23 protein-coding genes, 1 pseudogene and 1 riboswitch are annotated in these 25,425 nt (G+C 71.8%); of the genes and pseudogenes, 9 read left to right on the forward strand and 15 right to left on the reverse strand.

What is annotated here, in order from left to right; translation table 11 throughout:
* The 4 genes and pseudogenes from G3I60_RS21970 to G3I60_RS21985 all read right to left on the reverse strand — a co-directional run.
* A pseudogene (locus G3I60_RS21970) lies at window positions 1–199 on the reverse strand (Crp/Fnr family transcriptional regulator); the annotation flags it as partial.
* Window positions 200–781: 582 nt separating this feature from the next.
* Window positions 782–1,465 (reverse strand): DedA family protein, encoded by a 684-nt coding sequence (locus G3I60_RS21975; protein ID WP_164296685.1) that lies wholly within the window; start codon window positions 1,463–1,465, stop codon window positions 782–784.
* Between the two features lie 231 nt (window positions 1,466–1,696).
* Entirely contained in the window at window positions 1,697–3,304 is a 1,608-nt protein-coding gene (locus G3I60_RS21980; protein WP_164296687.1) for an alkaline phosphatase D family protein, read from the reverse strand.
* Window positions 3,305–3,376: 72 nt separating this feature from the next.
* Window positions 3,377–4,027, reverse strand: a complete 651-nt coding sequence (locus tag G3I60_RS21985; protein WP_138357708.1) for an HNH endonuclease family protein — start codon at window positions 4,025–4,027, stop codon at window positions 3,377–3,379.
* A 476-nt stretch (window positions 4,028–4,503) separates the two neighbouring features.
* Between G3I60_RS21985 and G3I60_RS21990 the strand changes: the two genes are divergently transcribed.
* Complete coding sequence (locus tag G3I60_RS21990; protein ID WP_232485469.1) at window positions 4,504–5,256, forward strand: ABC transporter permease; 753 nt, start codon at window positions 4,504–4,506, stop codon at window positions 5,254–5,256.
* A gap of 202 nt (window positions 5,257–5,458) precedes the next feature.
* On the forward strand, window positions 5,459–6,040 hold the full coding sequence (locus G3I60_RS21995) for a TMEM165/GDT1 family protein (protein ID WP_138357701.1): 582 nt from the start codon (window positions 5,459–5,461) through the stop codon (window positions 6,038–6,040).
* 19 nt (window positions 6,041–6,059) lie between these two features.
* On the opposite strand, the gene G3I60_RS22000 is transcribed toward G3I60_RS21995, so the two are convergent.
* The 3 genes from G3I60_RS22000 to G3I60_RS46845 all read right to left on the reverse strand — a co-directional run bounded on the left by G3I60_RS22000 (window position 6,060) and on the right by G3I60_RS46845 (window position 8,456).
* Window positions 6,060–6,722: an HAD-IA family hydrolase gene (locus G3I60_RS22000; RefSeq protein WP_164296689.1), complete on the reverse strand. Its 663-nt coding sequence runs from the start codon at window positions 6,720–6,722 to the stop codon at window positions 6,060–6,062.
* Between the two features lie 143 nt (window positions 6,723–6,865).
* Window positions 6,866–7,426: a hypothetical protein gene (locus tag G3I60_RS22005; protein ID WP_138357707.1), complete on the reverse strand. Its 561-nt coding sequence runs from the start codon at window positions 7,424–7,426 to the stop codon at window positions 6,866–6,868.
* Between the two features lie 28 nt (window positions 7,427–7,454).
* The gene (locus tag G3I60_RS46845) at window positions 7,455–8,456 is read right to left on the reverse strand and encodes a peptidoglycan-binding domain-containing protein (RefSeq protein ID WP_164296691.1); all 1,002 of its coding nucleotides are present in this window, start codon (window positions 8,454–8,456) and stop codon (window positions 7,455–7,457) included.
* A gap of 211 nt (window positions 8,457–8,667) precedes the next feature.
* On the opposite strand from G3I60_RS46845, the gene G3I60_RS22015 reads away from it, so the two are divergent.
* The 6 genes from G3I60_RS22015 to G3I60_RS22035 all read left to right on the forward strand — a co-directional run bounded on the left by G3I60_RS22015 (window position 8,668) and on the right by G3I60_RS22035 (window position 15,187).
* Complete coding sequence (locus tag G3I60_RS22015) at window positions 8,668–10,719, forward strand: MFS transporter (RefSeq protein ID WP_138357698.1); 2,052 nt, start codon at window positions 8,668–8,670, stop codon at window positions 10,717–10,719.
* Between the two features lie 158 nt (window positions 10,720–10,877).
* Window positions 10,878–11,537, forward strand: coding sequence for a hypothetical protein (locus G3I60_RS22020; RefSeq protein WP_138357697.1), 660 nt, complete (start codon window positions 10,878–10,880; stop codon window positions 11,535–11,537).
* A gap of 125 nt (window positions 11,538–11,662) precedes the next feature.
* A complete protein-coding gene (locus G3I60_RS22025; protein WP_164296693.1) occupies window positions 11,663–12,286 on the forward strand; it encodes a hypothetical protein in 624 nt (207 codons plus the stop codon).
* A 154-nt stretch (window positions 12,287–12,440) separates the two neighbouring features.
* Entirely contained in the window at window positions 12,441–13,676 is a 1,236-nt protein-coding gene (locus G3I60_RS22030; protein WP_164296695.1) for a helix-turn-helix domain-containing protein, read from the forward strand.
* Between the two features lie 186 nt (window positions 13,677–13,862).
* Window positions 13,863–14,006 carry a hypothetical protein gene (locus G3I60_RS44650; protein ID WP_187144861.1) on the forward strand — a complete coding sequence of 48 codons (144 nt, stop codon included), beginning with the start codon at window positions 13,863–13,865 and terminating at the stop codon, window positions 14,004–14,006.
* Window positions 14,003–15,187 (forward strand): protein-L-isoaspartate(D-aspartate) O-methyltransferase, encoded by a 1,185-nt coding sequence (locus G3I60_RS22035; RefSeq protein ID WP_343241696.1) that lies wholly within the window; start codon window positions 14,003–14,005, stop codon window positions 15,185–15,187. Before G3I60_RS44650 ends, G3I60_RS22035 begins: the two co-directional genes overlap by 4 nt.
* A 70-nt stretch (window positions 15,188–15,257) precedes the next feature.
* Here the strand turns inward: G3I60_RS22035 and G3I60_RS22040 are convergent, their stop codons facing one another.
* Together G3I60_RS22040 and G3I60_RS22045 are read right to left on the reverse strand one after the other, a co-directional pair.
* Window positions 15,258–15,599 carry an antibiotic biosynthesis monooxygenase gene (locus G3I60_RS22040; protein WP_138357694.1) on the reverse strand — a complete coding sequence of 114 codons (342 nt, stop codon included), beginning with the start codon at window positions 15,597–15,599 and terminating at the stop codon, window positions 15,258–15,260.
* 30 nt (window positions 15,600–15,629) lie between these two features.
* A complete protein-coding gene (locus tag G3I60_RS22045) occupies window positions 15,630–16,865 on the reverse strand; it encodes a cytochrome P450 (protein ID WP_164296697.1) in 1,236 nt (411 codons plus the stop codon).
* A 228-nt stretch (window positions 16,866–17,093) separates the two neighbouring features.
* Between G3I60_RS22045 and G3I60_RS22050 the strand changes: the two genes are divergently transcribed.
* A complete protein-coding gene (locus tag G3I60_RS22050; RefSeq protein WP_138357692.1) occupies window positions 17,094–18,263 on the forward strand; it encodes a steroid 3-ketoacyl-CoA thiolase in 1,170 nt (389 codons plus the stop codon).
* Window positions 18,264–18,310: 47 nt separating this feature from the next.
* Here G3I60_RS22050 and G3I60_RS22055 read toward each other — a convergent pair whose 3' ends face one another.
* The 6 genes from G3I60_RS22055 to G3I60_RS22080 form a co-directional block, all read right to left on the reverse strand.
* Window positions 18,311–19,177 (reverse strand): ECF transporter S component, encoded by an 867-nt coding sequence (locus tag G3I60_RS22055; protein ID WP_164296699.1) that lies wholly within the window; start codon window positions 19,175–19,177, stop codon window positions 18,311–18,313.
* Window positions 19,174–20,790 carry an ABC transporter ATP-binding protein gene (locus tag G3I60_RS22060; RefSeq protein ID WP_138357690.1) on the reverse strand — a complete coding sequence of 539 codons (1,617 nt, stop codon included), beginning with the start codon at window positions 20,788–20,790 and terminating at the stop codon, window positions 19,174–19,176. Before G3I60_RS22060 ends, G3I60_RS22055 begins: the two co-directional genes overlap by 4 nt.
* Window positions 20,787–22,007, reverse strand: coding sequence for a CbiQ family ECF transporter T component (locus G3I60_RS22065; RefSeq protein ID WP_164296701.1), 1,221 nt, complete (start codon window positions 22,005–22,007; stop codon window positions 20,787–20,789). Before G3I60_RS22065 ends, G3I60_RS22060 begins: the two co-directional genes overlap by 4 nt.
* Entirely contained in the window at window positions 22,004–22,690 is a 687-nt protein-coding gene (locus tag G3I60_RS22070; protein ID WP_164296703.1) for an SCO2322 family protein, read from the reverse strand. The genes G3I60_RS22065 and G3I60_RS22070 overlap by 4 nt, the downstream gene beginning before the upstream one ends.
* Window positions 22,690–23,895 (reverse strand): prenyltransferase/squalene oxidase repeat-containing protein, encoded by a 1,206-nt coding sequence (locus G3I60_RS22075; RefSeq protein WP_164296705.1) that lies wholly within the window; start codon window positions 23,893–23,895, stop codon window positions 22,690–22,692. Before G3I60_RS22075 ends, G3I60_RS22070 begins: the two co-directional genes overlap by 1 nt.
* Before the next feature lie 303 nt (window positions 23,896–24,198).
* A riboswitch (cobalamin riboswitch) is annotated at window positions 24,199–24,326 on the reverse strand.
* Between the two features lie 65 nt (window positions 24,327–24,391).
* On the reverse strand, window positions 24,392–25,408 hold the full coding sequence (locus tag G3I60_RS22080; RefSeq protein WP_138357686.1) for an MBL fold metallo-hydrolase: 1,017 nt from the start codon (window positions 25,406–25,408) through the stop codon (window positions 24,392–24,394).
* Window positions 25,409–25,425 lie beyond the last annotated feature (17 nt).

Raw genomic sequence — 25,425 nt, forward strand, 5'->3', positions numbered from 1 at the left:
GGTAGGTGCCGGCCGTGACTTCTACCCAGGGCAGCATGCGCAGCAGCCAGCGGGAGGAGATTCCCGCCATCTGAGGTGCGGACTTGGTGGTGGTCGCCAGATTCCGGGCAGCAGCCGTATCAAGGCTGGTGTGCGCCGAGTTGTTGTCCGGGGCGCCCGGGGTGCTGAGAGCGGCGGCCTGGCCCGCATCAACCGACATGCGTATGTCCTTCGCATTAGGGGGTGGGGTATGCGGCCTCATTCTTTTTCGTCACCCTTCGCGCTGGCTATCGCTGAATCGAGTGAGAATGAATCGTAAAAACGCCAGAGCCGGGGAATGGGAACATATGACCGATGGGGACAGTGTCCGCATATGACAAGTTATGGTGCGGGCGGCCTTTGCGGCGGCCAACTGGCCCTTGCTGGGGCGGTGTTTCGATTCTGTCCGGGTGAGCACGGAGATGATCGGAATGAGTCCGGAAGGGCGTCATTTCCGCACTTCTTTGACGGATTCGGCGGCCTAGCAGGTCCGCCGCGTAATTTCCCGCCGAGCATCGAACTGATGCCTGGCATCCGTGCTGCCGGACCGACCCCGGCCGGCCCCGCACCTCGGATATTTTTCCGTTCCCTTACTTGTTCGGGTACGTGTCCGCGGACGTGATCGCGTCGGCGACGGCCGCGGGGTGGTCGAGCATCACCAGGCGGCCGGCGGGGGCGGCGCGCGCTCGCGCAGGGCGGGCCCCGGAAGTCAGGGGCTGCGCGATGTGCCGGGCAGGGGTGGTGCGGGGGGCGTGGGGCCGGCCTACAGCGCTTCGACGACCGCGCCGCGGTCGGTGGCGGCAGCGGGCTGCGGGGGGATCGCCAGCGGCACGGTGGTCAGGGCCGCGGCCATCGCGGTCCGGCGTCCGCGGCGGAAGACATACGCGGCCAGCGCGCCGGTGCCCACCAGGGCGACCAGCGACATGAAGGTGCCGAGCCAGCTCGCGCCCAGCCACTCACCGCCGAGGTAGCCCAGACCCACGCTGTACGTCGCCCAGGCCACACCGGCCACGGCCGACCAGGGCAGGAACTCCTTGGGCCGGCGGTGCGCCACGCCCGCGCCGAGGCTGACCACGGAGCGGCCGGCCGGTGCGAAGCGGGCGAGCACGACGAGCGAGCCACCGCCCCTGGTCAGCACCTCTCCCAGTCGTTCCTGGGCGGTGGAGAGCCTGCGGGACTGTGCCATGCGGCGGTCGAACCAGTCACCGCCGCGCCAGGCCAGCCGGTAGGCGGCGATGTCGCCGAGGCAGGAGGCGATCGCGGCGCACACCAGGAGCGCGACCACGTCGAGCATGTCGCCGCCCGCACCGGTGGTGCCCGCGGTCGCCGCGCTTATCACCAGCACCCCGCTGGGCAGGATCGGCACGAACACATCGAGCAGCACGGACAGCGCGACGAGTACGTAGATCCATGGCCAGTCGAACAAGGAGCCCAGACCCTCGAGCACCGTGCCTCCCCGTCCGACATATTGCCTGTTGGCGTATGGGCGGATCTACATCCGCTCCCAGCCGTACAGCGTACGCCAGAGGGGGTGGCCGGCACCGGCGAGGGGTACGTGATGTTGTAGACACGGTGTGGGGAATATCCCGGACACCGCTTGCGGGGCGGGCGGAGAACCAGCTGATGGCGGTGTGCGCCGCCGCCCGGCCGCGCGCCGGCGGACGACGGATCGCACCGCTCATGTCCGCCGGTGTGTCGACGGCTCGAACGAGCCCTTCGGACCGGCCACCCGGAGGTCGAGCAGGCGGCCGCGCAGGGTCAGGGTCATCAGCTGGTTGCCGAACCAGGGGCCGCCCAGGCGCGTCCAGCGGATGACGGACGCGGGGAGCCGGCCGTGCCGGGCGAGGGCGCGGCCGATCCAGCGGCCCGGCCGGCTCCAGCCGACGCGGAAGCCCAGCCGTATCGCCGCGGGGACGCTGTTGTGGATCGGCGAGCAGGTGAGCTGGAGGACGCGGCTGCCCACCGGGCGCGGCCAGTGCGCCTCGGCGATGTACGCGTGGTGCACATCGCCGGACAGGACGCAGATGGTCGCGGGCGCCCGCGGCCCGCTGCCCACCTCGGCGAAGAGGCCGGCGAGCGCGTCGAAGGAGGTGCGGAACGCCGCCCAGTGCTCCAGGTCGGCCGCCTGCCGCAGCTTCTCGCCGCGCTCCGCCCACCGCGGGCCGCGCACCCCCCGGCAGAGCGCCGCGTCCCACTCCTCGGCGGCGTGCACGGCGTGCGGCAGCAGCCAGGGCAGCGAGCTGCCGACCAGGAGATGGTCGAACGAGCCGTCGGACAGCGCCTGTTCGCGCACCCACCGCCACTCGCCGTCGTCGAGCATCGAGCGCCGGTCCTCCTCCAGGACGCGGGCGGCCCGGGAGTCCACCATCAGCAGCCGGACGCGTCCGAAGTCGCGCCGGTAACTCCAGCGCACCGAAGCGGCGTCGGCGTCGGCGCGGGCGGCGAAGGCCCGGACGGCCTCGGTGCCGTCGGCGGCGGCGCGCACCGTGGCGAACAGCTCGTCGGCGGCCAGCTCGGCGGGGGAGAGGTTGCCCAGGTGCTGATGGACCCAGTACGACATCAGGCCGCCGAGGATGCGCTCCTGCCACCAGGGTGTGCCGCGGATCTGTCCGAGCCATGCCTCCGAGGTGTTCCAGTCGTCGATCACATCGTGGTCGTCGAAGATCATGCAGCTGGGGACGGTGGACAGCAGCCAGCGCACCTCGGGGTCGAGCCAGGATTCGTAGTAGAGGTGGGTGTACTCCTCGTAGTCCGCGACCTGGTCCCAGGGCGGATCGGAGAGGTCGCGGCGGCGGGCGAGCCAGCGGCGGGTGGCCTCCGAGGTCTCGTCCGCGTAGACCTGGTCACCCAGCAGGAGCAGCACGTCCGGGCGGGCGGCGCCGTCCCGCACGATCTCCTGGGCGAGGGAGTCGAGGGCGTCGGGGCCGACCGGGTCGCGGGTGTGGTGCGCGGGCGCCGCCCAGCGGCAGGAGCCGAAGGCCACCCGCAGCGGGGCGCTGCCGCCCGCGGCGGTATGGATGGTGCTGGGCGGGAACGGGGAGCCGGGCAGCGGCCACACCTGCCGGCCGTCGAGGTGCACGGCGTACGGCGTCCCGGCGCCGGGACGCAGCCCGGTGACGGTCACCAGCGCGTAGTGGTGCCCGGCGACCTGCCAGGTCCTGGCGGTCCCGCCGCCGTCCCCTTCGCAGGCGACGACCGCCTCGCACGGGCGGTCCGCCTCGATCCAGACGGTCGCGCTGTCCTCGCCCACGTACCGCAGCAGTGGACCCAAACGCAGCTCAGCCAAGGTGACCGGCCTCCCCTCCGTCGCCCAAGACTACGGACGACGGAGGGGAGGCGGGAGTTGTGCGTCAGGCCGTCAGCAGCCGTTGAGGATGGAGGTCAGGGCGCTCTTCTCCGCCGAGTCGACGGTCAGGGAGTACGAGTACTTCACCCAGACCCACATACGGGCGTAGGTGCAGTGGTACGAGGCCAGCGGCGGCAGCCACTGGGCCGGGTCCTTGTCGCCCTTGGCCTGGTTGACGTTGTCGGTGACGGCGAGCAGCTGGGAGTGGGTCAGGTCGTTGGCGAACGCCTGCCGCTGGGCGGTGGTCCAGCCGGCGGCGCCGGAGCGCCAGGCCTGGGCGAGCGGGACCATGTGGTCGATGTCGACGTCGGAGGCGGCGGTCCAGGTGGCGCCGTCGTAGGGGGAGTGCCAGGTGCCGCTGACGGCGGCACAGGAGGAGTCCTGGACGACGCCCGTCCCGTCGCGCTTGAGGACGACCTCCCGGGTGTTGCAGGCGCCGCTCTGGGTGATCCAGTGCGGGAACTTGTCGCGGCTGTAGCCGGTGGACGATCCCTCGGCCTGCACGGTGAGTGCGGCCAGTTCGGTGCGGGCGGTCGCGGCGCTCGGCGGCGTGGGGGGTGCGGCCTGGGCGGTGGTGGGGGCGACGAGCAGACCGAGTGCCGCGGCGATGGCGGCGAACGCGGTGAGCACACTCACGCGTCGACGCGCGTAGACATTGCGTATCCGGGACATGCGAACTCCCTGTGGGGGTGAGGGTGGTTGCGGGCGTGTCCTAGGTCGTGTGGTCGCAGTCCCGTCTGGCCGGCGGGGCCTGGCACGCACGCTCGCGGCGTTGTCCTCGGTCGCCGATACTCCGCATGGACTCCCTCCTCCGCCTTGCGATCGCACGCACCAGACCCCGCCGGCCCCGCCCTAGCGGGCGGACGACGCTACTTTGACGACACTCCCCGGCCCGGCGAGGGTGACGGGCCCGGGTAAGCGTGCCGGGTCCGGATTGCCTGCCGAGGTGCGGCAGGTTACAGGTTGGCGACATGGGCACGTCATGTCGAGGGGTGGCGCACCGTCAGTTCCGTTGGGTTCCCGTCGTACCCGCCTACAGTGACCCCGTGCTCGCCGTCGTGTCCGCCGCCACCACGTCCTCCGCCGGTACCGCGGCCGGCGCCACTCTCCCGGCCCTGACGTCCGCCGCCGCCACCTCACTGCTGCCCGTCGACCGCACCCTCGGCGTCGTGCTGGCCGTCCTGCTCGTGGTGGCCACCGGGGTCGCCGCGTACGCCCATCTCGCGGACGAGCGGGAGAACTACGCACGCGGGATCGCCGTCGCGGGGCTGCGCGCCGCGCTGCAGCTCGCGGTCGTCTCGCTGCTCATCGGCTGGGTCGTCCGCTATCTGCCGGCGCTGCTCGCCTTCGTCGGCGTCATGTACGCGGTCGCGGTGTGGACGGCGGGTCGCCGCATCACCGACGACCGCAGCTGGCGGTGGGCGGCCGTGCCGATCGGGGTGAGCGCGCTGCCGGTCGTCGCGCTCCTGGTGCTGACCGGCCTCGTGCCACTCGACGGCATCGCGCTGATCCCCGTCGCGGGCATTCTCATCGGGGGCGCGCTCACCGCGACGGTCCTCGGCGGGCGCCGCGCGCTGGAGGAACTGCACAGCCGGAACGGCGAGGTCGAGGCCGCCATGGCGCTGGGCTTCGAGGACCGGGACGCCCGGCTGGAGATCGCCAGGCCCGCCGCGTCCGGCGCGCTGGTGCCGGGGCTCGACCAGACGCGGACTGTGGGACTGGTCACGCTGCCGGGGGCCTTCGTCGGCATGCTGCTCGGCGGGGCATCACCCGTGATGGCGGGGGCCGTTCAGCTCTTCGTGCTGGTCGCGCTGCTGGTGGTGCAGGCGGTCGCGGTCTCGTCGGTCCTGGAGCTGGTGGCCAGGGGCCGGCTGACCCGTCGCGTAGAATAGGTGGCGCAGAAGGGGAGTAGCTCTTCGCCGGACCGTCGACATACTGCTCAGATCCTGAGCCGGCGCCCGGAGGCACGGTGGGTTTCCCACCGGGCCAGCGAGACCTTCGGCCGCAGCGTTTTCCATGGACGCTGTCGAGCCGAAGCGACCCCTTTTCCCGGCGCTCTCGGTGCGGCAGCCCGACCGATGAGGATCCCGCCCCGTGTTCAGCTTCACCGTCGCCGCCATCGTCTTCGGCGTCGTCTTCCTGGCAGAACTGCCCGACAAGACCGCGCTCGCCGGCCTCATGCTCGGCACCCGCTACCGCGCCTCGTACGTCTTCTGCGGTGTCGCCGCCGCCTTCGTCGTCCATGTCGGCCTGGCCATCGCGGCGGGCAGCGTACTGACCCTGCTCCCGCACCGCTGGGTGCAGGGCGTCGTCGGCCTGCTCTTCCTCGCGGGCGCGGCCATGCTGCTGTTCAAGAAGGACGATGACGAGGAGGGCGTCCGCGAACCCGCCGACCAGAGCTTCTGGAAGGTCGCGGGCACCGGCTTCATGCTCATCCTGGTCGCCGAGTTCGGCGATCTGACGCAGATCATGACCGCCAACCTCGCCGCCCGCTACGACGATCCGGTGGCCGTCGGCCTCGGCGCCGTTCTCGCGCTGTGGGCGGTCGCCGGGCTGGGGATCTTCGGCGGGCGGCTGCTGATGAAGCGGGTGCCGCTGGCGCTGATCACGAAGGTCGCCGCCGCCGTGATGGTGCTGCTCGCCGTGTTCAGCCTCTACGAGGCGATCGCGGGCTAGCGGGACGGGTGGGCGGCGCTCAGCCGATGTGGACCAGGAGGCCGCCGTCCGCGGTGGCCTCCACCCGCACCTGCTCCAGCGAGTCGACGTGCGCGGTGGGCGCGTGGAGGGCGGCGCGCGGGCCCACGCCGATGACACGCATCCCGGCGGCCTTCGCCGCGGCGATGCCGACCTCGGCGTCCTCGAACACGATGCAGTCCTCGGGGGCGAAGCCCAGCTCCGCGGCGCCCTTCAGGAAGCCCTCCGGGTCCGGCTTGCTCGCGCTCACCCGCTCCGCGGTCACCATGACCTCCGGCATCGGCAGCGCGGCGGCGCCCATCCTCGCGCGGGCCAGTGCCTCGTCGGCGGACGTCACCAGGGCGTGCGGCCGGCCGGCGAGCGACGCCAGGAAGGCGGGCGCGCCCGGGACGGGCACGACACCGTCGAGGTCGGCGGTCTCCTCGGCGAGCATCCGCCGGTTGTCGGCGAGGTTCTCCGCCATCGGGCGGTCCGGCAGCAGCACCGCCATGGTGGCGTGGCCCTGCCGTCCGTGCACGACCTGCAGCACCGCCTGCGCGTCCAGTCCCTGCGCCTCGGCCCAGCGGCGCCAGCAGCGCTCGACCACGGCGTCGGAGTTCACCAGGGTGCCGTCCATGTCGAGGAGCAGCGCTCGGGCGGTCAGGACGGACGGCGTGGACGGCATACGGACTCCTTAGAAGTACTCAGTGGCCCCGCCCGCCGGTCAGGGGAAACGGGCGGAGCCACTTTGTTTCTCTACGATACAAAACAAGGCCCCGGTTGGCCAGCGGCCCCCGTTCCTTGCCGCTGGAGGCCCGGAACGATGGCCTACGCCTCCTCGACGTACTGGAGCAGGCCCCAGGTGAAGTGGGCGATGCGGCGGGTGCCGGCCGAGGGATCGCCGAAGGCGAGTCGCCAGCGGGTGGGGGCGCTGCCTTCCAGGGGTGTCGCGGGCCGGAAGGCACGGGCGACCTCGTCGACGGTGCAGGACCACGGGACGAGGTCGTCGGGACTCTCCAGGACCGGGGCCGGGGCGCCCGGGGCGCGGATGAGCCACTCGTTCCACACCGCGCCGCCGCCGGGCGCGCACAGCACCTCGAAGCGCAGCTCGGGCCAGAGCGGTACGGGCCACAGCAGGGCCTCGCAGCTCAGATCCCCGATCCGGCGGACGATCGTGCTCTCGGGCGGCCCGAGCACGGCACGGTAGCGGCGTTCACCGCCCGGGGAGTGCCGCCCGTGCAGCCGCGCCTGCCAGCGGCGGTTCGCCTCCCGCAGCTCCGCGCGGGACGCGCCGAGCGTACGGAGCGCCTCCTCGACCAGCTCGGGCCGGTGGTCCGCCATCCGCCGCAGCAGGACGAGTTGGAACTGACCGGGCCCGAATTCCTCCATCGCCACGGCACGATCCTCGCAGACGCGGCTACCAGGAGGTCTGTCCCTCCAGTGCGGTCCGGGTCGCCGGGCCGTAGACACCCTCGGGATCGCTGGTGATCCCCATCCAGAACTGGAACGTCGCGACGGCGTCCCTGACCCCCGTGTCGAAGACGCCGTCCGCGCTGCCCATGTAGACGTAGGCGCGGCGCAGCCGCTGCTGGAGGTCCCTGACCTGGGTGCCGGTGTCACCCATGTGCAGCGCCGGCGTCGCGAGCGTCGGGTGGTTCGTGGGAGCGGGAGTGCTGCTCGGGGTCGCGTCGGGGCCGGGCACCACCGGGTCGCCCACCGGGGAAGGGGGCGCGGACGGGGTCGCCGACACCGGGGCGACGGTGGCCGGTGGAGTCGTCACCGGATTGGACGGGGCACGGTGGGTCGCCGTCGGCGAGGCCGTGGGCGCCTTCCCGTGGGCGGCGGTCGGTGCCACGGCGGCCATCGCGTCGCTGGTGGGCAGGACGACGTCGGGGACGCTGCTGCTGTTGTCGGGCAGGGCCCGCTCCGGCCGGTCGGGCGTGCTCAGCAGCTGGTTGGCGACGGCGACCGCGCCGGCGGCCATCGCCGTGGCGGCCACGGTGGCAGCCGCGACGACCAGGCCCCGTCTGCGGCGGCGGGGGCGGCGGCGCCGGCCGCCGCGGTGCTGACCCGGGCCCTCGGCGTCGCTCCAGTCGGAGTGGCCGGTGCGGTCCAGCAGCAGCCCTGACTCATGGGGGCCCGCAGCGGACAGGTCTGCCGGATGTCCGGGACCGTCCTCGGCCGGGTATGCGAGAGCATCGTCCGCCGGGTATTCGAAGCCGTCGTAGGTGGCCGGGAACATCCCCACGTCGGTGGCGGCCGGGCGGTACGCGGCCGTCCCGATCAGCGGCTTGACCGTCGACTCGGCGGGCCCGGTGCCCGGCTCCGCCACGTATGGCCGAACGCGCAGCGGGTGGAAGCCTTCCGTCGCCGCGAGCGCGATCTGCCGTTCGGCCGACCGGGCCGCGGCCGTGGCCACACCCGGCTCCGCTCCCTCTTCGCCCTCCGGCGCCACTGGGCTCCCCTCCCACAAACGGTCCTCGGATACCTCAAGACGCAGTGATTATGCCGCCGCGGGCATGCCGTGCCCAGGTCTGTCCAGCACGACCGGGGGTCCATAGAGCGCGAAACCGGAGCGAATAGTGTGAATATTGATTCGCGATCAAGCGGCGCGACGCGAGGAGCACGGCATGGCGCAGGAGACCACGGCCCCGACCGGACCGCCGACCGCCCCCGGCGAGATCCAGGACCGGCGATCGGTGCGCATCGCGATCAGCGCCCTCGCCCTCGGCATGCTGCTGGCCGCGCTGGACCAGACGATCGTGTCCACCGCCCTGCCGACCATCGTCAGTGACCTGGGCGGGATCGAGCACCTGTCCTGGGTCGTCACCGCGTATCTGCTCGCCTCGACGGCCGCCACCCCGCTATGGGGCAAGCTCGGCGACATGTACGGCCGGAAGAAACTCTTCCAGACCGTCATCGTGATCTTCCTGATCGGCTCCGCGCTGTGCGGTATCTCGCAGAACATGCCGCAGCTGATCGCCTTCCGCGCCCTCCAGGGCCTGGGCGGCGGCGGTCTGATGGTGCTGTCGATGGCGATCGTCGGCGACATCGTGCCGCCCCGCGAGCGGGGCCGCTACCAGGGCGTGTTCGGTGCGGTGTTCGGCGCGAGCAGCGTCCTCGGGCCGCTGCTGGGCGGGGTGTTCACCGAGCAGCTCTCCTGGCGCTGGGTGTTCTACATCAACCTGCCGATCGGCGTCGTCGCGCTGGCCGTCATCGCGGCCGTGCTGCACATTCCGGTACGCCGCACCACGCACCGCATCGACTATCTGGGCATGGCGCTGGTCGCCGCCGCCGCGACCAGCCTGGTGCTGGTGACCTCGCTCGGCGGCACGACCTGGCCCTGGAGCTCGCCGAAGATCATCGGGCTGACGGTGCTCGGCCTGGTCCTGGTGGCCGTGTTCATCGTCGTCGAGCGCCGTGCGGTGGAACCGGTGCTTCCGCTGCGGCTGTTCCGGATCCGCACGTTCTGGCTCGTCTCGGTGATCTCCTTCGTCATCGGCTTCGCGATGTTCGGCGCGATGACGTACCTGCCGACGTTCCTGCAGGTCGTCCACGGCTTCTCACCGACGCTGTCCGGTGTGCACATGATCCCGATGGTGATCGGCCTGCTGGTGTCCTCCACCGGCTCCGGGCAGATCGTCAGCCGCACCGGTCACTACAAGATCTTCCCGATCCTCGGCACCGGGATCACGGCCATCGGCCTCCTGCTGCTGCACCAGCTCGACGAGTTCACCAGCACCTGGGTGATGAGCCTGTACTTCCTGATCTTCGGCCTCGGCCTGGGCCTGGTCATGCAGGTGCTGATCCTGGCCGTGCAGAACTCCGTCGGCTACGAGGACCTGGGCGCCGCCACCTCCGGCGCGACGTTCTTCCGTTCCATCGGCGCCTCCTTCGGCGTCTCGATCTTCGGCACGGTCTTCGCCAACCAGCTCAACAGCAAGATCGAGGTCCTGGTCGCGAACACGCCGCTGCCGCCCGGCTTCGACCCGTCGCTGATCTCCTCCGACCCGCGCGCCGTGGAGTCCCTGCCGGCCGCGATCCACGGGCCGGTGGTGCACGCGTACTCCGAGTCGATCACCACCGTGTTCCTGTGGGCGGTGCCGGTCACCCTGATCGCGTTCGTGCTGGCCTGGTTCCTCAAGGAACAGCCGCTGCGCGGTTCCGTGACGGTGCCGGACGCCAGCGAGACCCTGGGCACCAACCCGGTGGAACGGTCCTCGATCGAGGAGATCGCCCGCGGGCTGTCGGTGCTCGGCAGCCGGGAGGCGCGCCGCGACCTGTATGTGCGGATCACCAAGCTGGCCGACCTCGACATCCATCCGGCGTCCAGCTGGCTGCTGTTGCGGATGGCCAAGGGCGGCGAGACCGACCCGGTGGAGCTGGCCCGGCGCACCACCGTGCCCGCCGACGTCATCGAGGAGGCGGCCGTCGAGGTCGAGACCCGCGGACTGGCCGTCCGGGACGGCAATCCGCTGGTCCTCACCGACAGCGGCCGGGCGATGGCCGCGCAACTCGGCGTGGCCCGGCGGACCGTCCTCGGCGAGCTGCTCGGCGACTGGGACCCGGAGCGGCACGCGGAGCTCGCGGCGCTGCTGACGAAGCTCAGCGGCGACCTGTGCGGCGGCGACACCGACCGCCTGGAGAAGGGGCGCCCGGCGACCGGCGGCGCCACGGCCTGACGCTCCCGGCCCCCGGGCCCCGACGCCCGCCCGGCCCTCGCCGGGCGGGTGTTCGACGTTTGAGCACCCACTTTCGGGCAAGCCGATCGATGAGCCGGCAACGAAGCACACCCTGTCCGTCGACCCGTAGAAGACCCGCAGAAACGGGAGGCATTCCCATGTCCACTGGCGTGATCATCGCCATCGTCGTGGTCGTCATCGTTCTGGCCGCCGCTCTCACGACCGTGCTGCTCCGGCCGGGAGGGATGGGAGGCAGGAGCCTGCACCGCCGCTTCGGGCCCGAGTACGACCGGGTCCTGCGCCGCCATGACGGCGACACCAAGGCCACCGAGAAGGAGCTCTCCGAACGGCTGAGCCGGCACGGGGACATCACCACCCGTCCGCTGCCGACGCAGGCCCGCGAGGAGTACACGGCCCGCTGGGCCGCCGTGCAGGAGCACTTCATCGACTCGCCCGCGAAGGCGCTCGGCGAGGCCGACACGCTGATCGGGGACCTGGTCCGCGACCGCGGCTTCCCGGACGCGAAGTCCGGCGAGCACTTCGACGCGCTGTCCGTGCACCACGCCCGTCATCTGCAGGGCTACCGCGACGCCCATGAGATCGCCGGGCGGCGGGGCGGCGACGACGGCACCTCCACCGAGGAGATGCGGGAGGCGCTCGTCCGGGCCCGCGCGATGTTCGAGGAGCTCGTCCGGGCCGACACGAACCGCGCGCCGTCGAACCGCGACGCGGACCCCGACCGCCCCGACGAGCCGGCCGCGGTGAAGCCGCACGGCAGCGGATCGCGCCTCGGAGTGCTCGGCCGCCGGCAGAACTGACGGACCACCGCCGGTATCCACCGCACCGCAGGACCGGGGCCGTCAGCCCCTGCCATGAGCCATGAGCCATGAGCCATGAGTCGTGAGTCGTGAGTCATCAACGAAGTGTCAGGAGTGCAGGGACGATGAACGAAGGCCAGGACCAGACCCGCGAGAGCGCCGTACCCGACCGGAACGCCGACCGGAACGCAGACCGGAACGCAGACCGGAACCCCGCCCAGAGCCCCGACGAGCCGCCGCGCCCGCCGCGCATGGCCGATCCGCGCAAGGACGAGGCCACCGCGGCACGCACGAGCGAGGCCCCCCGTACGAGCGAGGCCAAGCGGGTAACCGAACCCACGCGTACGACCGAACCCACCCGTACGACCGAGGCCCCGCGTACGACCGACGCCTCGCGCACCACCGACGCGACGCGTACGAGCGACGCCGCACGCGCAGGCGAGGGCTCCGGACTCCGTACCGCCGAGACCCACGGCGCCCGCCACAGCGGGCCCGCGGGCGCCGGTGACGGGCTGGAGGAGCGCTTGCAGCATGCGATGGGCACGTTCGTGGACGAGCCGCGCAAGTCCGTCGAGGAGGCCGACGCCGTCCTCGAGCAGGTCGCCCGGCAGCTCACCGAGAAGCTCGCGGAGCGCCGCCGGACCCTCCGGTCGACCTGGCAGAACGACGACGCCAAGGCCGACACGGAGGAACTGCGCGTGGCGCTGACGCACTACCGCGATCTGACGCAGCAGCTCCTCAGCATCTGAAGCGGCCGACCGAGCAGCCGGGCGCACAGCTGCGAGAGCAGCTGGGACGCGGGGCCTCGTTGGCGCGGGCTTCACCCTTGGAGCCCCTCCGGATCACCCCGGAGGGGCTCTTCGCCTTCGGTCAAGCGGCGTACGCTGAACGGGAGGTGATTCGATGTCATCGCTGCGAGAGAACGTGCGCACCCATCGCCGCCGGACGGGCATGAGCCAGGAGCAACTCGGCGAAGCGGCCGGTCTGTCGGTGGGTGTGGTGCGCAAGGTCGAGCAGGGCGGCAACGTCCAGGTCGAGACCATTCACCTGCTCGCGAGGGCGCTGGGCACCACTACGTCCAGCCTCTTCGCCACCGGGTCGCCGGAGCCTGTTCGTGCGAACCCGGGCGACGGCCCGAAGCTGATGGAGCTGCGCCGAGCGCTCATGCCGCCCATCGGGCTGTCGGAAGTGCTCACCGCACCTGATCGGACCCCCAACCTCGCGACCATCCAGCGAGACATCGACGACTCGCACAGCCTTTACCAGGCGGACCGCTATGACTCGGTTGCCAAGAAACTGCCCGCCATCCTGCGTTCCGCCGAGGCCGCGGTCGTGCTCGCCGAGGACGAGGAGGCCCGCCGGCGGGCCATCGTCCTGCGCGCGAGCTCCTTCCTGCTCGCCGGCAAGTACCTGACGCAGGTACGGCGGTACGACATGGCCTATCACGCACTCTCCCAGGGCATCAGGGACGCCAGGGAGGCCGGACAGACGCTGATTGCCGCTACAGGCGTCGTAGGCATGGGCTGGCTGCTCCTGCGCCAGGACCGGTTCGACGAAGCCGAGCGCTTGGCGACCGTCACGGCTGAGGAGATCGAACCGCGGATCTCCAGTGCGACACCAGGTGAGTTGGCGGTGTGGGGTGAGCTGCTCCAGCGCGTCGCCTCGGCCGCGATGCGCAACAACCGCCCGGATGTGGCCAAGGAAGCGCGGCGCATGACCGCGACAGCTGCGAGCGCGCTGGATGTCGAGCACGTCGACTTCCGGGAGCATTGGACCACCTTCGGGCCGGTGACCGCCGAGGCGAAGGCGATTGAGGACCTCTCCCTGATCGGGGACGCCCGAGGGGTGCTCCGCCGGGCTGACGAAGGCCCCGTGGGAGCAAAGGCGCTGAAGCGGTTCGGCCGGCCGAGTGCGAACAACTGGGACCGACACCGACTCGACGTCGCGAGGGCCCACGCGAAGCTGGGATCACATCAGGACGCGATGGATGAGCTCAACGCGATCCTCCGCAGCTCGCCGGAGTGGTTGAAGCATCAGTCCATGGCGCGGTACATCATGGAGGACATCCTGTCGCACCGAAAGCGGACGCTGACCACAGACATGCGGGACATGGCCGCTCACCTGGGCGTAACCGGGTAACTACTACGCGGTGTGGCACTTCCCGTCGATCCGCCGGAGAAGCACCACGCTACGTGTCTGTTGCGTCTCTCTGTGTAGCCATAACTTCGTACTCACGGCGCAGGACCAGCAGGCCGGAACCGGAATCAGCGAACTGGCCAAGGGACTGGAGCATTTGCACCGGCAGAGCGAACGAAGGAGCGACGCATGACGAGTCTGTGGGCCACCGCCCCCACCTGGGGCGGGGACGATGACAAGGACAAGCACCCGGGTACCCCCTGGACCCCGCCGAAGGACCCGCCCAGCCCTGACGGGGGAACCCCGCCCGGCGATGGGAAGCACAAGAGGTGACGCTCAACTCCGCGCAGGTGGACCGCCCCAGCCGCAAGGAGCTGGGGCGCGTCCTCCTGGAGACGCAATCGATGACGTCGGACTGGGCGCCGACCTTCGCGGCGGTGGACCGGGCCGCGTTCCTGCCGGATCTGATGTGGCCGTTCGACATGGAGCGGGGGACCAGCGTCTGCGTGGACCGCAGAACGGACCCCGGCGCCTGGTACGCCGCGGCGGACAGCGACATTCCCATCGTGACCCAGTGGGATGACGGGAAGCACACCGGCACGGCGCCAGGCGATGTATCCAGCAGTTCCTCGTCCATGCCCTCTGTCGTCTACGAGATGCTCCTGGACCTGGACCTGGACGCGGGCATGAAGGCGCTCGACGTGGGCACCGGCACGGGCGAGACGGCCGGTGCACTGACGCACCGTCTTCGCGGTGAGAACGTCACCACGATCGAGGTGGACCGCGTCGTGTCCGCACGTGCCCGTGAACGGCTGTGCGCAGCAGGTCTGTACCCGGTGGTGGTCATGGGCGATGGGTTCGCCGGATGCGCGGAGCAGGGCCCGTACGACCGCATTCTGGCTACCGTCGGACTCCGGGAGATCCCTGGTGCCTGGATCGAGCAGACCCGTCCGGGCGGACTCGTCGTCGCCCCGTGGGGGACGCACTTCTCCAACGCGGATGCCGTGGTCCGTCTGGTGGTGAAGGACGGCAAGGCGATGGGGAACTTCACGCGCCCCGTGGAATTCATGAAGCTCCGAGCTCAGCGGTTGTCCCGCCCTGACCACGACGACTACCTCGCCACGGGCTCGATGAATGACGCCGACACGTCCAGTACGACGATCACTGAAGCCGAGTTCGTCACCGGTCGATATACCGCCGCCCGGTTCGCCCTCGGCCTTCGCGTGCCCGACTGCTCGCAGGCCGTGGCCGACAAGCGTGACGGCGCGCGGCCCGTCTGGTTCTACGGGCTGAGCGACAGATCCTGGGCGTGCGTCATGTTCCGGGACGCGGAGAAAGAGGCGCGCGTCTGGCAGTCGGGTCCGCGCCGGCTGTGGGACGAAACGGAAGCGGCATACCGGTGGTGGGTGGCGCAGGGCGGCCCCGAGCACACACGGTTCGGGCTCACCGTCACGCAGGAGGGCGAGAGCGCCTGGCTCGACGACCCCTCGCAGTTGGTACGGCCGACGGACTGACGCTCGGCCGGCGGAACGAAGGACGCTCCCCAGCCGTCAAGGCCGGGGAGCGCGGCCGGGAAACGCGTGGTCAGCTCTTGGGGGCCGTCTGCTGGACGACCTCGAACGACCACAGGGCGGAGTCCGAAGCGGCCGGTTTGGGCCGCTCGGCTCCGCCCTCGCCCGTGCCCGCACCACCGCCGTGCGCGCCGGGACCGCGCATCGAGGTGGACATCCAGTTCTTGAAGTCCTCCTCGCTGCGCCAGCGCGTGTACACGAGGTACTGGTCGGTGCCTTCGACCGGGCGCAGCAGCTCGAACCACTCGAAGCCGTCGGAGTTCTCGACGGAGCCGGCACGCGCCGCGAACCGCTTCTCCAGCGTCTCGCGCATCTCCGCCGAAACGGTCAGGGCATTGATCTTCACGATGCTCATGGCCTCATCCTGCCGTATGCGCCGGCCGGCTCAGCCCTCGTAGCTGACCTGCATCTCCTTGACGCCGTTGATCCAGGCGGAGCGGAGCCGGCGGGGGTCGCCGACCAGCTTGATGTCGGGCATCGCGTCGGCGATGGCGTTGAACATGAGGTCGATCTCCATGATCGCCAGGTTCTTGCCCATGCAGTAATGCGGGCCGCCGCCGCCGAACCCCAGGTGCAGATTGGGTTCGCGGGTGATGTCGAAGCGCTCGGGGTGGTCGAAGACCTCGGGGTCGTGGTTGGCGGAGGCGTAGAACATGCCGACGCGCTGGCCCTTCTTGATCTCCTGGCCGCCCAGCACGGTGTCCCGGGTGGCGGTGCGCTGGAAGGACGTGACGGGGGTCGCCCAGCGGACGATCTCCTCGGCGGCGGTGCTCGGCCGCGTCTCCTTGTAGAGCTCCCACTGCTCGGGATGGGTGAGGAAGGCGTGCATGCCGTGGGTGATGGCGTTGCGCGTCGTCTCGTTCCCGGCGACGGACAGCACGAGGACGAAGAAGCCGAACTCGTCCGTGCTGAGGTTGCCTTCGTCCTCGGCGGCGACGAGCTGGCTGACGATGTCCTTGACCGGACACTCCTTGCGGGCGGCGGCGAGGTTCATGGCGTACGAGATCAGCTCCATGGCCGACTCGGCGCCCACCTCCTCGGTGATGGCCAGCTCGGGGTCGTCGTAGGCGATCATCTTGTTCGACCAGTCGAAGATCTTGGTCCGGTCGTCCTGCGGGATGCCGATCAGCTCGGCGATGGCCTGCAGCGGGAGTTCGGACGCGACCTCGGTGACGAAGTTGCCCGTCCGCCGGCCGCGCGCCTCGGCGACGATGCGGTGGGCGCGGTCGCGGAGGGTCTGTTCCATCTGGCGGATCGCGCGCGGGGTGAAGCCCCGCTGGACGATCTGCCGGACGCGGGTCAGCTCGGGCGGATCCATGTTGAGCATGATCAGCCGCTGCATCTCGATCTGTTCGCGGGTGATGTGCTCGTTGAAGCGGATGACCGCGGTGTTGAGGAACGACGAGTAGACGTCGGGGTTGAGCGAGACCTCTTTGACGTCGGCGTGCCGGGTGACGACCCAGTACCCCTCGTCCTCGAACCCGGCGGCGTTGAGGGGCTGTTCGTTCCACCACACCGGGGCGGTCTCGCGCAGTTGCGCGAGTTCGGGGAGCGGTACCCGCTGCTCGTACACGTCCGGGTCGGTGAAGTCGAAGCCTTCGGGAAGGGCGGGGCAGGGCATCGGCCACTCCATGTCTGACGGTCCATCAGATATGGCTCGAAGGTAGTAACCAGTTCTACAAGTGGCAAGGGGAATGACCGTGTGGATTGAGTGCGGGTGGATGGAGGCTCGTGCACGAGTCTTGCGCGCCGCGCTCCATGGGTAATAAGACTGCAGACAGAACTAGTACGCGTTCTAGTTCTGCCGGAGGCGCCGGGACGCCGACCGGTCGAGGAGAGGACGAGATTCATGGCCGCTGAACCCGTCATCGTCGAAGCTGTACGCACGCCCATCGGCAAGCGCGGAGGCGCGCTCGCCAATCTGCACCCCGCCTACCTGCTGGGTGAGACGTACCGCGAACTGCTCGGCAGGACCGGGATCCAGCCGGACGCCGTCGAACAGGTCGTCGGCGGCACCGTCACCCACGCCGGCGAGCAGTCGATGAACCCCGCACGCAACGCCTGGCTCGCCATGGGACTTCCGTATGAGACCGCCGCGACCACCGTGGACTGTCAGTGCGGTTCCTCGCAACAGGCCAACCACATGGTCGCGAACATGGTGGCCGCCGGAGTGATCGACATCGGCATCGGCTGCGGGGTGGAGGCGATGTCCCGGGTGCCGCTCGGCAGCGGTTCCAAGCACGGGCCGGGCAAACCGTTCCCCGACGAGTGGAACGTCGATCTGCCCAACCAGTTCGAGGCCGCCGAGCGGATCGCCCGGCGGCGCGGGCTGACCCGGGAGGACGTCGACCGGCTCGGCCTCATCTCGCAGGAGCGGGCCGCCCGGGCCTGGGCGGAGGAGCGGTACAAGCGCGAGACGTTCGCGGTACAGGTCCCCACCAACGAGGAGGAGCAGCAGGCCGGTCAGGGCATGTGGCGGCTGGTCGACCGCGACCAGGGCATGCGGGACACCACCATGGAGGGCCTGGCCAAGCTGAAGCCGGTCATGCCGACCGCCGTGCACACCGCGGGCAACTCCTCGCAGATCTCCGACGGCGCCGCGGCCGTCATGTGGGCCTCCAAGCGCATGGCGCGGGCGCTCAAGCTCCGCCCGCGCGCCAGGATCGTCGCCCAGGCACTCGTCGGCTCCGACCCGCACTACCACCTGGACGGCCCGGTCGACGCGACCCGCGCGGTGCTCGGCAAGGCCGGGATGACGCTCAAGGACATCGATCTCATCGAGATCAACGAGGCGTTCGCATCCGTCGTGCTGTCCTGGGCGCAGGTCTTCGACCAGGACCTGGAGAAGGTCAACGTCAACGGCGGCGCGATAGCCCTCGGTCATCCGGTGGGGTCGACGGGGGCGCGGCTGATCGTGACGGCGTTGCACGAGCTGGAGCGCACGGACAAGGAGTTCGCGCTGATCACGATGTGCGCGGGCGGTGCGCTGGCGACGGGCACGATCATCCAGCGGCTGTAGCCGGGGCTCCGCCCCGGGCCCCGGTCCTCAAGCGCCGGACGGCTGCATCAGCCGTCCGGCGCTTGAAAACTGGTCGGCACCTCGAACGCGGCGCGGCGCGTGGCTCGGCGTAGCGCCTTGAGGATCGTCGCGCCGAGGGTGAGCGTGAGGATTGCGGTGACGGCGGCGCGTGGGAGGTCCCAGCCGAGCGAGGTGACGAGGCAGTACGCGACGAAACGGCCGAGGTTGTCGAGGACCGGGTCGCCGCCGACGTAGGAGATCCCGGAGGAGAGCCCTCCGATGGTCACCCAGCCCTGCAGATTCATGACCGTGCCGTAGAAGATCGACGAGAAGACGCCGTACGCCGCGAGCATCGCGAGCTCGCCGCGGCCGCGCAGCGTGTCGGGGCGGGGCAGCAGGCCCGCGCCCATCGCGACCCAGCCCATCGAGAGCATCTGGAACGGCATCCACGGTCCGACGCCGCCGGTGAGCAGCGCGGAGGCGAACATCGACACGGCTCCCAGTACGAAGCCGAATCCGGGGCCGAGCACCCGTCCCGACAGCACCATCAGGAAGAACATCGGCTCGATGCCGGCCGTGCCGGCGCCCAGCGGGCGCAGGGCGGCCCCGACGGCGGCCAGTACGCCGAGCATGGCGATCGACTTGGCGTCCATCCCGCCGTCCGCGATCGTCGCGATCACCACGGCGATCAGCATCGGCAGCAGCGCGGCGAACAGCCAGGGGGCGTCCTTGCTGTGGGCGAGCCCGGTGCCGGGGTCGGCGAGCAGCGGCCAGCCGAACAGGGCGATGCCGATCGCGGAGATCAGGGCCAGCGCGACGACGGAGCGCGGACCGAGCCGGATGGGACGTACCTGGCGGTCGGCGCGCGGTCGCGGTCGGGGAGACGTTTCGGGAGGCGTTCCGGGAGGCGTCATGACGACTCCTCCAGGGCCAGCGCGACCTGCGGGACCGTCAGCCAGGGGAGCGGCGCGAGGATCTTGGAGACCTGGGGGGCGAAGGCGGGGGAGGAGACCACGACCTCGGCGGTCGGGCCGTCCGCGACCACCTCGCCGTCGGCCAGGATCACCACCCGGTGGGCGAGTTCGGCGGCCAGTTCGACGTCGTGCGTGGCCAGTACGATCGCATGGCCGTCGGCCGCCAGCGCCCGCAGGAGCGCGATCAGCCGGCCCTTGGCGGCGTAGTCGAGGCCACGGGTCGGCTCGTCGAGCAGCAGCAGCGGCGGCCGGGCGGCCAGGACGACGGACAGCGCCAGTGCCAGCCGCTGGCCCTCGGAGAGATCACGGGGATGGGTCTCGTCGAGGACGCCCGGCAGGAGCGCGGTGACCAGCGCGCGGCAGGTGCCGGGCGCGGCGTGCGCGTCCTGGTCGGCGGCCGCGCACTCGCCGGCCACGGTGTCCGCGTAGAGCAGGTCCCGCGGCTCCTGCGGTACCAGGCCCACCTGCCGGATCAGCTCGCCCGGCTTCGTTCTGGACGGGACCAGGCCGCCGACGGTCACCGTGCCGGAGGCGGCGGTGTGCAGGCCCACGAGCGTGGACAGCAGTGTCGACTTGCCCGCTCCGTTGCGGCCCATCAGCGCGACGGTCTCGCCCGGCCGGACGGTCAGCGACACCTGGCGCAGCGCCTCGGTCCTGCCCCGGCGGACGGAGAGCCGGTCGAGCACCGCCACCGGTGCGGCAGCGGCCGGCAGCACGGGCGCGGCCGGGGGAGTACGGTCCGCCAGCCGCTCACGCAGCGGTCCGGCCTTCCGGCGCGCGTCGCGTACCGACAGCGGCAGCGGCGACCAGCCCGCGAGGCGGCCCAGCGCCACCACCGGCGGGTGGACGGGGGAGAGCGCCATGATGTCGGCGGGCGCGCCCTGCAGCGGGGCGGCACCGGGGGCGGGCAGCAGGATCACCTGGTCCGCGTACTGCACGACGCGCTCCAGCCGGTGCTCCGCCATCAGCACCGTCGTCCCCAGGTCATGGACCAGCCGCTGCAGCACGGCCAGCACCTCCTCGGCCGCGCCGGGGTCCAGCGCGGACGTCGGCTCGTCCAGCACCAGCACCTTGGGGTGGACGGTGAGCACCGAGCCGATGGCGACGCGCTGCTGCTGGCCGCCGGAGAGCGTGGCGATCGGCCGGTCCCGCAGTTCGGCCAGGCCCAGCAGGTCGAGGGTCTCCTCGACGCGGCGGCGCATGGTGGCGGGCGCCAGGCCCAGCGACTCCATGCCGTAGGCGAGTTCGTCCTCGACGGTGTCGGTGACGAAGTGCGACAGCGGATCCTGGCCGACGGTGCCGACGACATCGGCGAGTTCGCGCGGCTTGTGCGTCCGGGTGTCACGGCCCGCCACCGTGACCCGGCCGGACAGGACCCCGCCGGTGAAGTGCGGCACCAGACCGGACACCGCGCCCAGCAGAGTCGACTTACCGACTCCGGACGGCCCGACGAGCAGGCACAGTTCGCCCTCGGGGACGGTGAGGTCCACTCCGGCGACGGCGGGCTCTGCGGCGTTGTCGTACCGGACGGACACCTGCTCGAAGCGGATCACGTGCGGTCCTCCTTCGAGTTCGGCTTCGGGATGACGCGCCGGGTCGGGATCACGCGCGGGGCCGGGACGACCTGCGGGGCGGGGGACACCGGGGTGGGCCGGGGCAGCGCCGGGGGCGGTGCGACGAACGCCGGCAGCAGCCCGATCAGGATCGAGAGCGCGGGCCACAGGGGCAGCGTGGGCGCGGCGAGCGGGATCGTCGGCGGGGCCAGCGCCAGCGGATCGTGCGAGGCCGCATAGATCATCAGCGCCGCCACCGCGATCCCGGAGCCCGAGACCAGCCAGGCCCGCGCGCCCCACCGGTCGGGCCGGTAGCGGCTGCGGATCGACCGCCGGCCGCCGAGCCGCAGCCCCGCCAGCGCCGAGACCAGCCCGAGCAGCAGCACCGGCACGCCGTACCCGGCGCCGGACGCGGACAGCAGCGCGTACGTCCCCGCGCACACGCCGAGCAGCCCGCCCAGCGTCAGCGCGGCCGTCGTCCGGCGTATCCCGGCCGGCACGTCGGCGGACCGGCCGTAGCCGCGCGCGTCCATCGCGGCGGCCAGCGCCACCGACCGTTCCAGCGCCCCTTCCAGAACCGGCAGTCCGACCTGCAGCAGCGCCCGCACCCCGCGGTCGTCGCGGCCCCGCAGCCGGCGGGCGGCGCGCAGCCGCTGCACATCGGTGACGAGGTTCGGAGCGAAGGTCATCGCCACGACGACCGCGACACCCGCCTCGTACAGCGCGCCCGGCAGCGACTTGAGCAGCCGGGCCGGGTTGGCGAGCGCGTTCGCCGCGCCCACGCAGACCAGCAGGGTGGCCAGCTTCATGCCGTCGTACAGCGCGAACAGCAGACCCTCCGCGGTCACCTTCCCGCCCAGCCTGACCCCCCGCGCCCAGTCGGGCAGCGGGACCTCGGGCAGCCGGAAGAGCACGTAGGTCCCCGGGATCGGCGAGCCGAGCAGGACCGCGAAGCCCAGCCGGATCGCCAGCACCACCAGGCCCAGCTTCAGGAACGCCCCGTAGGACTTCGCCCAGGGCGCGTCCGTGCGGCGGGCGGCGACCACATAGCCCGCGACCGCGACCAGCAGCAGGAGCAGCAGCGGATTGGTGGTCCTGGACGCCGCCGTCGCCAGCCCCAGCGCCCACAGCCACCACGCCCCGGCGTGCAGCGCGGTCGACCGGGTGGCGACGGCGGCCCCGCGGCCGGCGGTGTTCCGGCGTACCCCGGTGTTCATCCGCGCCGGCGGCGGGCCTGCCAGAGGGCCGCCCCGCCGAGGGCGAGGACGGCGGCGATGCCGGCGACACCGACCGAGGGACCCCCGCCGTCACCGCCGCCATCGCCCGACGCCTGTGGCGCGGGTGTCTTCGACGCCGATGCCGTGCCGGAGCCGCCCGAGCCTTCGGCCACCGGCTCCCCGCAGCCCGTCTTCGGGTAGCCGGCGATGGCGCACACCATGCCCGCGGAGTTGTAGCGCAGCGGTTTGGCGACGGCGGCGAGCGCGTCGGCGCCCGTCGCGTCGCCCGGGACCTGGGCGCACGCGGTACGGGGCGCGGGCGGTGCCGCACCGCCGCCCGCGTCGGCGGCGGTGCCGAAGTCCAGCACGAGGGCGATGCGCTTGGTGCCGCCCTTGGGCGGGGTGCCCGTGCAGATCGCGGCGAACGACGTGGCGCCGGGGACGTCACGCGGCTTCGAGGAGTCCTGGGCCTCGGCGCTGGCCGCGAAGCGCCAGCCCTCCACGGAACCGTCGGCGGGCCGGTCCAGCGCGGGACCGGTCTGCGCGTACGTCCAGGTGTCGCCTGAACGCTGCCAGAACGACCAGTAGCGGTACGCGGCGGCCTGTGCGGGCAGGGCGGAGACGGCGAGCAGGGCGCCGAGCGCCAGCAGGACGGCGAGGACCCGCAGCCGGGGGCGCGGCATCAGCCCTGCTTCTTCTTGCGGCCGCTGACGAGGAAGCCGACGCCGATGCTGGCGACGAAGAAGACCCCGACGATCCACCAGGTGGCGGAGGAGGACTTGCCGTCCTTCTTCTCGGTCTTGTCGGACGGCGACGGGCTCGCGCTCGCCGCGGCGGCCGGCTTCGGGCCGAGGTTGGTCAGCTGCTGGACGAGGTCCGCGCCGCCGGCGCTCCTCGGGTCGTTGCCCGTCGCGTGGGCGGCGAGGACCAGCTGGGAGAGGGCGGCGGGGTTGCCCTTCGACCAGACGGCGGAGTTCTTCGCGAGCCAGTCGTACGACGTCTTCGCGGTGTCGAGGTTGCCGCCCGCGGCCAGCGCGACCACGGCGTCGGCGGTGGTGCCGTAGTCCGGCGTCGGCTTGTCCGCACCCGGGGTGACGGCGGTCAGGTGCGCGCCGCCCGCGGTGAGCTGCGCGGTCAGGTACGCGGCGCCGGCCGAGGCCGAACCGGCCGCGTCGAGCGTCTTGAAGGCGTCGGGCGACGCGCAGTCCGGGGCCTTCGCGGCCGTGTTCGCGGTCGGCGCGGTGACGACGAAGCCCGCACCGCGGGCGCCGCGCACCGCGTCGGCGGTGGCCTTGGCGTTCACCGTGAGCTTGCCGTTCATCGGGTAGCCGAAGGCGCCGCGGTCGGCGGCCTTGGCGTCACAGCCGAACTGGAAGGCCTTGAGGCTGTCCTGCGACGCCTTCACGTCCTGCTTGACGGCCGCCAGCGCGCCGATCACGACAGAGGTGGAGTCCGGGTCGGAGGCGCCGCCGGGGTTGTACGACCAACCGCCGTCCTTGTTGCGCACCGAGGTCAGCCAGTCGGTGGCCTTCTTCACCACGGCGTCCTTGCCGCCCAGCGCGGTGAGCGCCTGCACGGCGATGCCCGTCGCGTTGGTGTCCTCCGTCTTGGCGTCGCAGGCCTTCGCCGGGTCGGCCCGGTACGACGGGAAGCCGCCGTCCGCGCACTGCTGACCGGTCAGCCAGGTGACAGCGCTGTCGGCCGGCCGCACCCCGGCGGTGTCCAGCGCCAGCAGCGCGTACGACTGCCGCCACACCCCGTCGTACGTCGGGTCCCCGGTGCCGTAGAGACCCGGCGGCAGCGGGGTGTCGGCGGAGGCTGCGGGCACCGCGGCCATACCGAGCACGGTGGCGGCGGCGAGCGCGGCGGCGCTGCGACGGAGGTTCATGAGGGGTTGATGCCTTTCGCTGAGCGGGTGCGTGGCCGGGCGCACCGCTGCGAGCCCGCGCATAGCGCGGGGCACCGGGCTCCGGCTCCTTGCGACCTGGGGAGACATAGGGAGCGGGCTCGCGACGCCCTGCGGCCGCGCCTCCGGCGTTGTCGTCGGTCGACGACGCTCCGCGTCGCCTTCCTCCTCCGCCTTGGATGCGCAGCCGCATGACGCCGCTCGCTGATCCGCTCCCTATGTCTCCGCAGGTCGCTACCTCGACGGTGCCGGTCGCCGCCGATACGTCGCCGCATCTGCCGGACCGGGAGCCGCTCCCGTCCGCGCGGGTACTCCGACTCGCCGCCCCTGCCCTGGGGGACGGCTCACGGTTGCGGGTCAGTGCCGGATTCGCGCCGGCTTCCCCCGCTCGGACGTGGATGGAATTGTCCCGAACATCGTATGCCCTGCGGGTGCCGCTCCCGGTCCCGGCCCGCCCGCGCCCCGGCCGCCCGTGCCGTCAGACCGCCTGGTAGGTGACCGGGTCGGAGCCGGGCACGGCCTCGGCGCGGCCGGCCTTCACCAGCCGCCGCAGATGGGCCTCGGCCTCGGAGACGGCGATGTTGCGGGAGCCGAACGGGATCTGCTCCCAGGGGCGGTTCCACTCCATCACCTCGGCGAGCTGCCAGGGGGTGCGCGGTGCGTCACTGATCAGCGCCGCCAGCCCGGCGAGCCGCTCCTCGTGGTGGTCGAGCAGCTCCCGCACCCGGCCGGCCGCGTCCTTGAACGCGTACTGGTGGGCGGGCAGCACCTCGTCGGGGTTCAGCCGGCCGATGCGCTCCAGGCTGGCCAGGTAGTCGCCGAGCGGATCGGTCTCGACCTCGTCGTCGGGGTCCTCGTACAGCCCGATGTGCGGGGAGATCCCCGGCAGCAGATGGTCACCGGAGAACAGCCGCCGGCTCTCCTCCAGGAACAGGCAGACGTGCCCGGGGGTGTGGCCGGGCGTCCAGATGGCGCGCAGCCGCCGGCCGGCGAGGTCCACGAGCTCGCCGGGTTCGATGTCGCGGTCCGGGAGCGCGGGCCGCAGCCCCGGCAGGGTGCTCATCCGCCCCGATTCGCGGGCGGCGCGCAGCGGGGCGATGTGCTCCTCGGGGGCGCCGGCGGCGGTGAGTTTGGCCGTCATGAAGGTCAGCCAGCGGGCCGGCTCGGCGGACCGGGTGCGGCGCACCACGTCCGCGTCGGCGGAGTGCATCGCGATCCAGGCGCCGGACACCTCGCGGACCTGCGCGGACAGCCCGTGGTGGTCGGGGTGGTGGTGGGTGATCAGGACACCGTGCACCTCGGCGACGGAGGTGCCCGCCTCGACGAGCCCGGCCTCCAGCGCGGCATACGAGTCCGGATCGTCCCAGCCGGTGTCGATCAGTACGGGACCGCGGTCGGTGTCCAGGAGATGGACGAGCGTGTGGCCGAGGGGGTTGTCGGGGATCGGGACCGGGATGCTCCAGACCCCTCCGCCGTGGTCGGTCACGCGCACCATCTGGTCCCCTCTCGCCG

This window comes from Streptomyces sp. SID13666 (assembly GCF_010548325.1).
Classification (GTDB): domain Bacteria; phylum Actinomycetota; class Actinomycetes; order Streptomycetales; family Streptomycetaceae; genus Actinacidiphila; species Actinacidiphila fildesensis.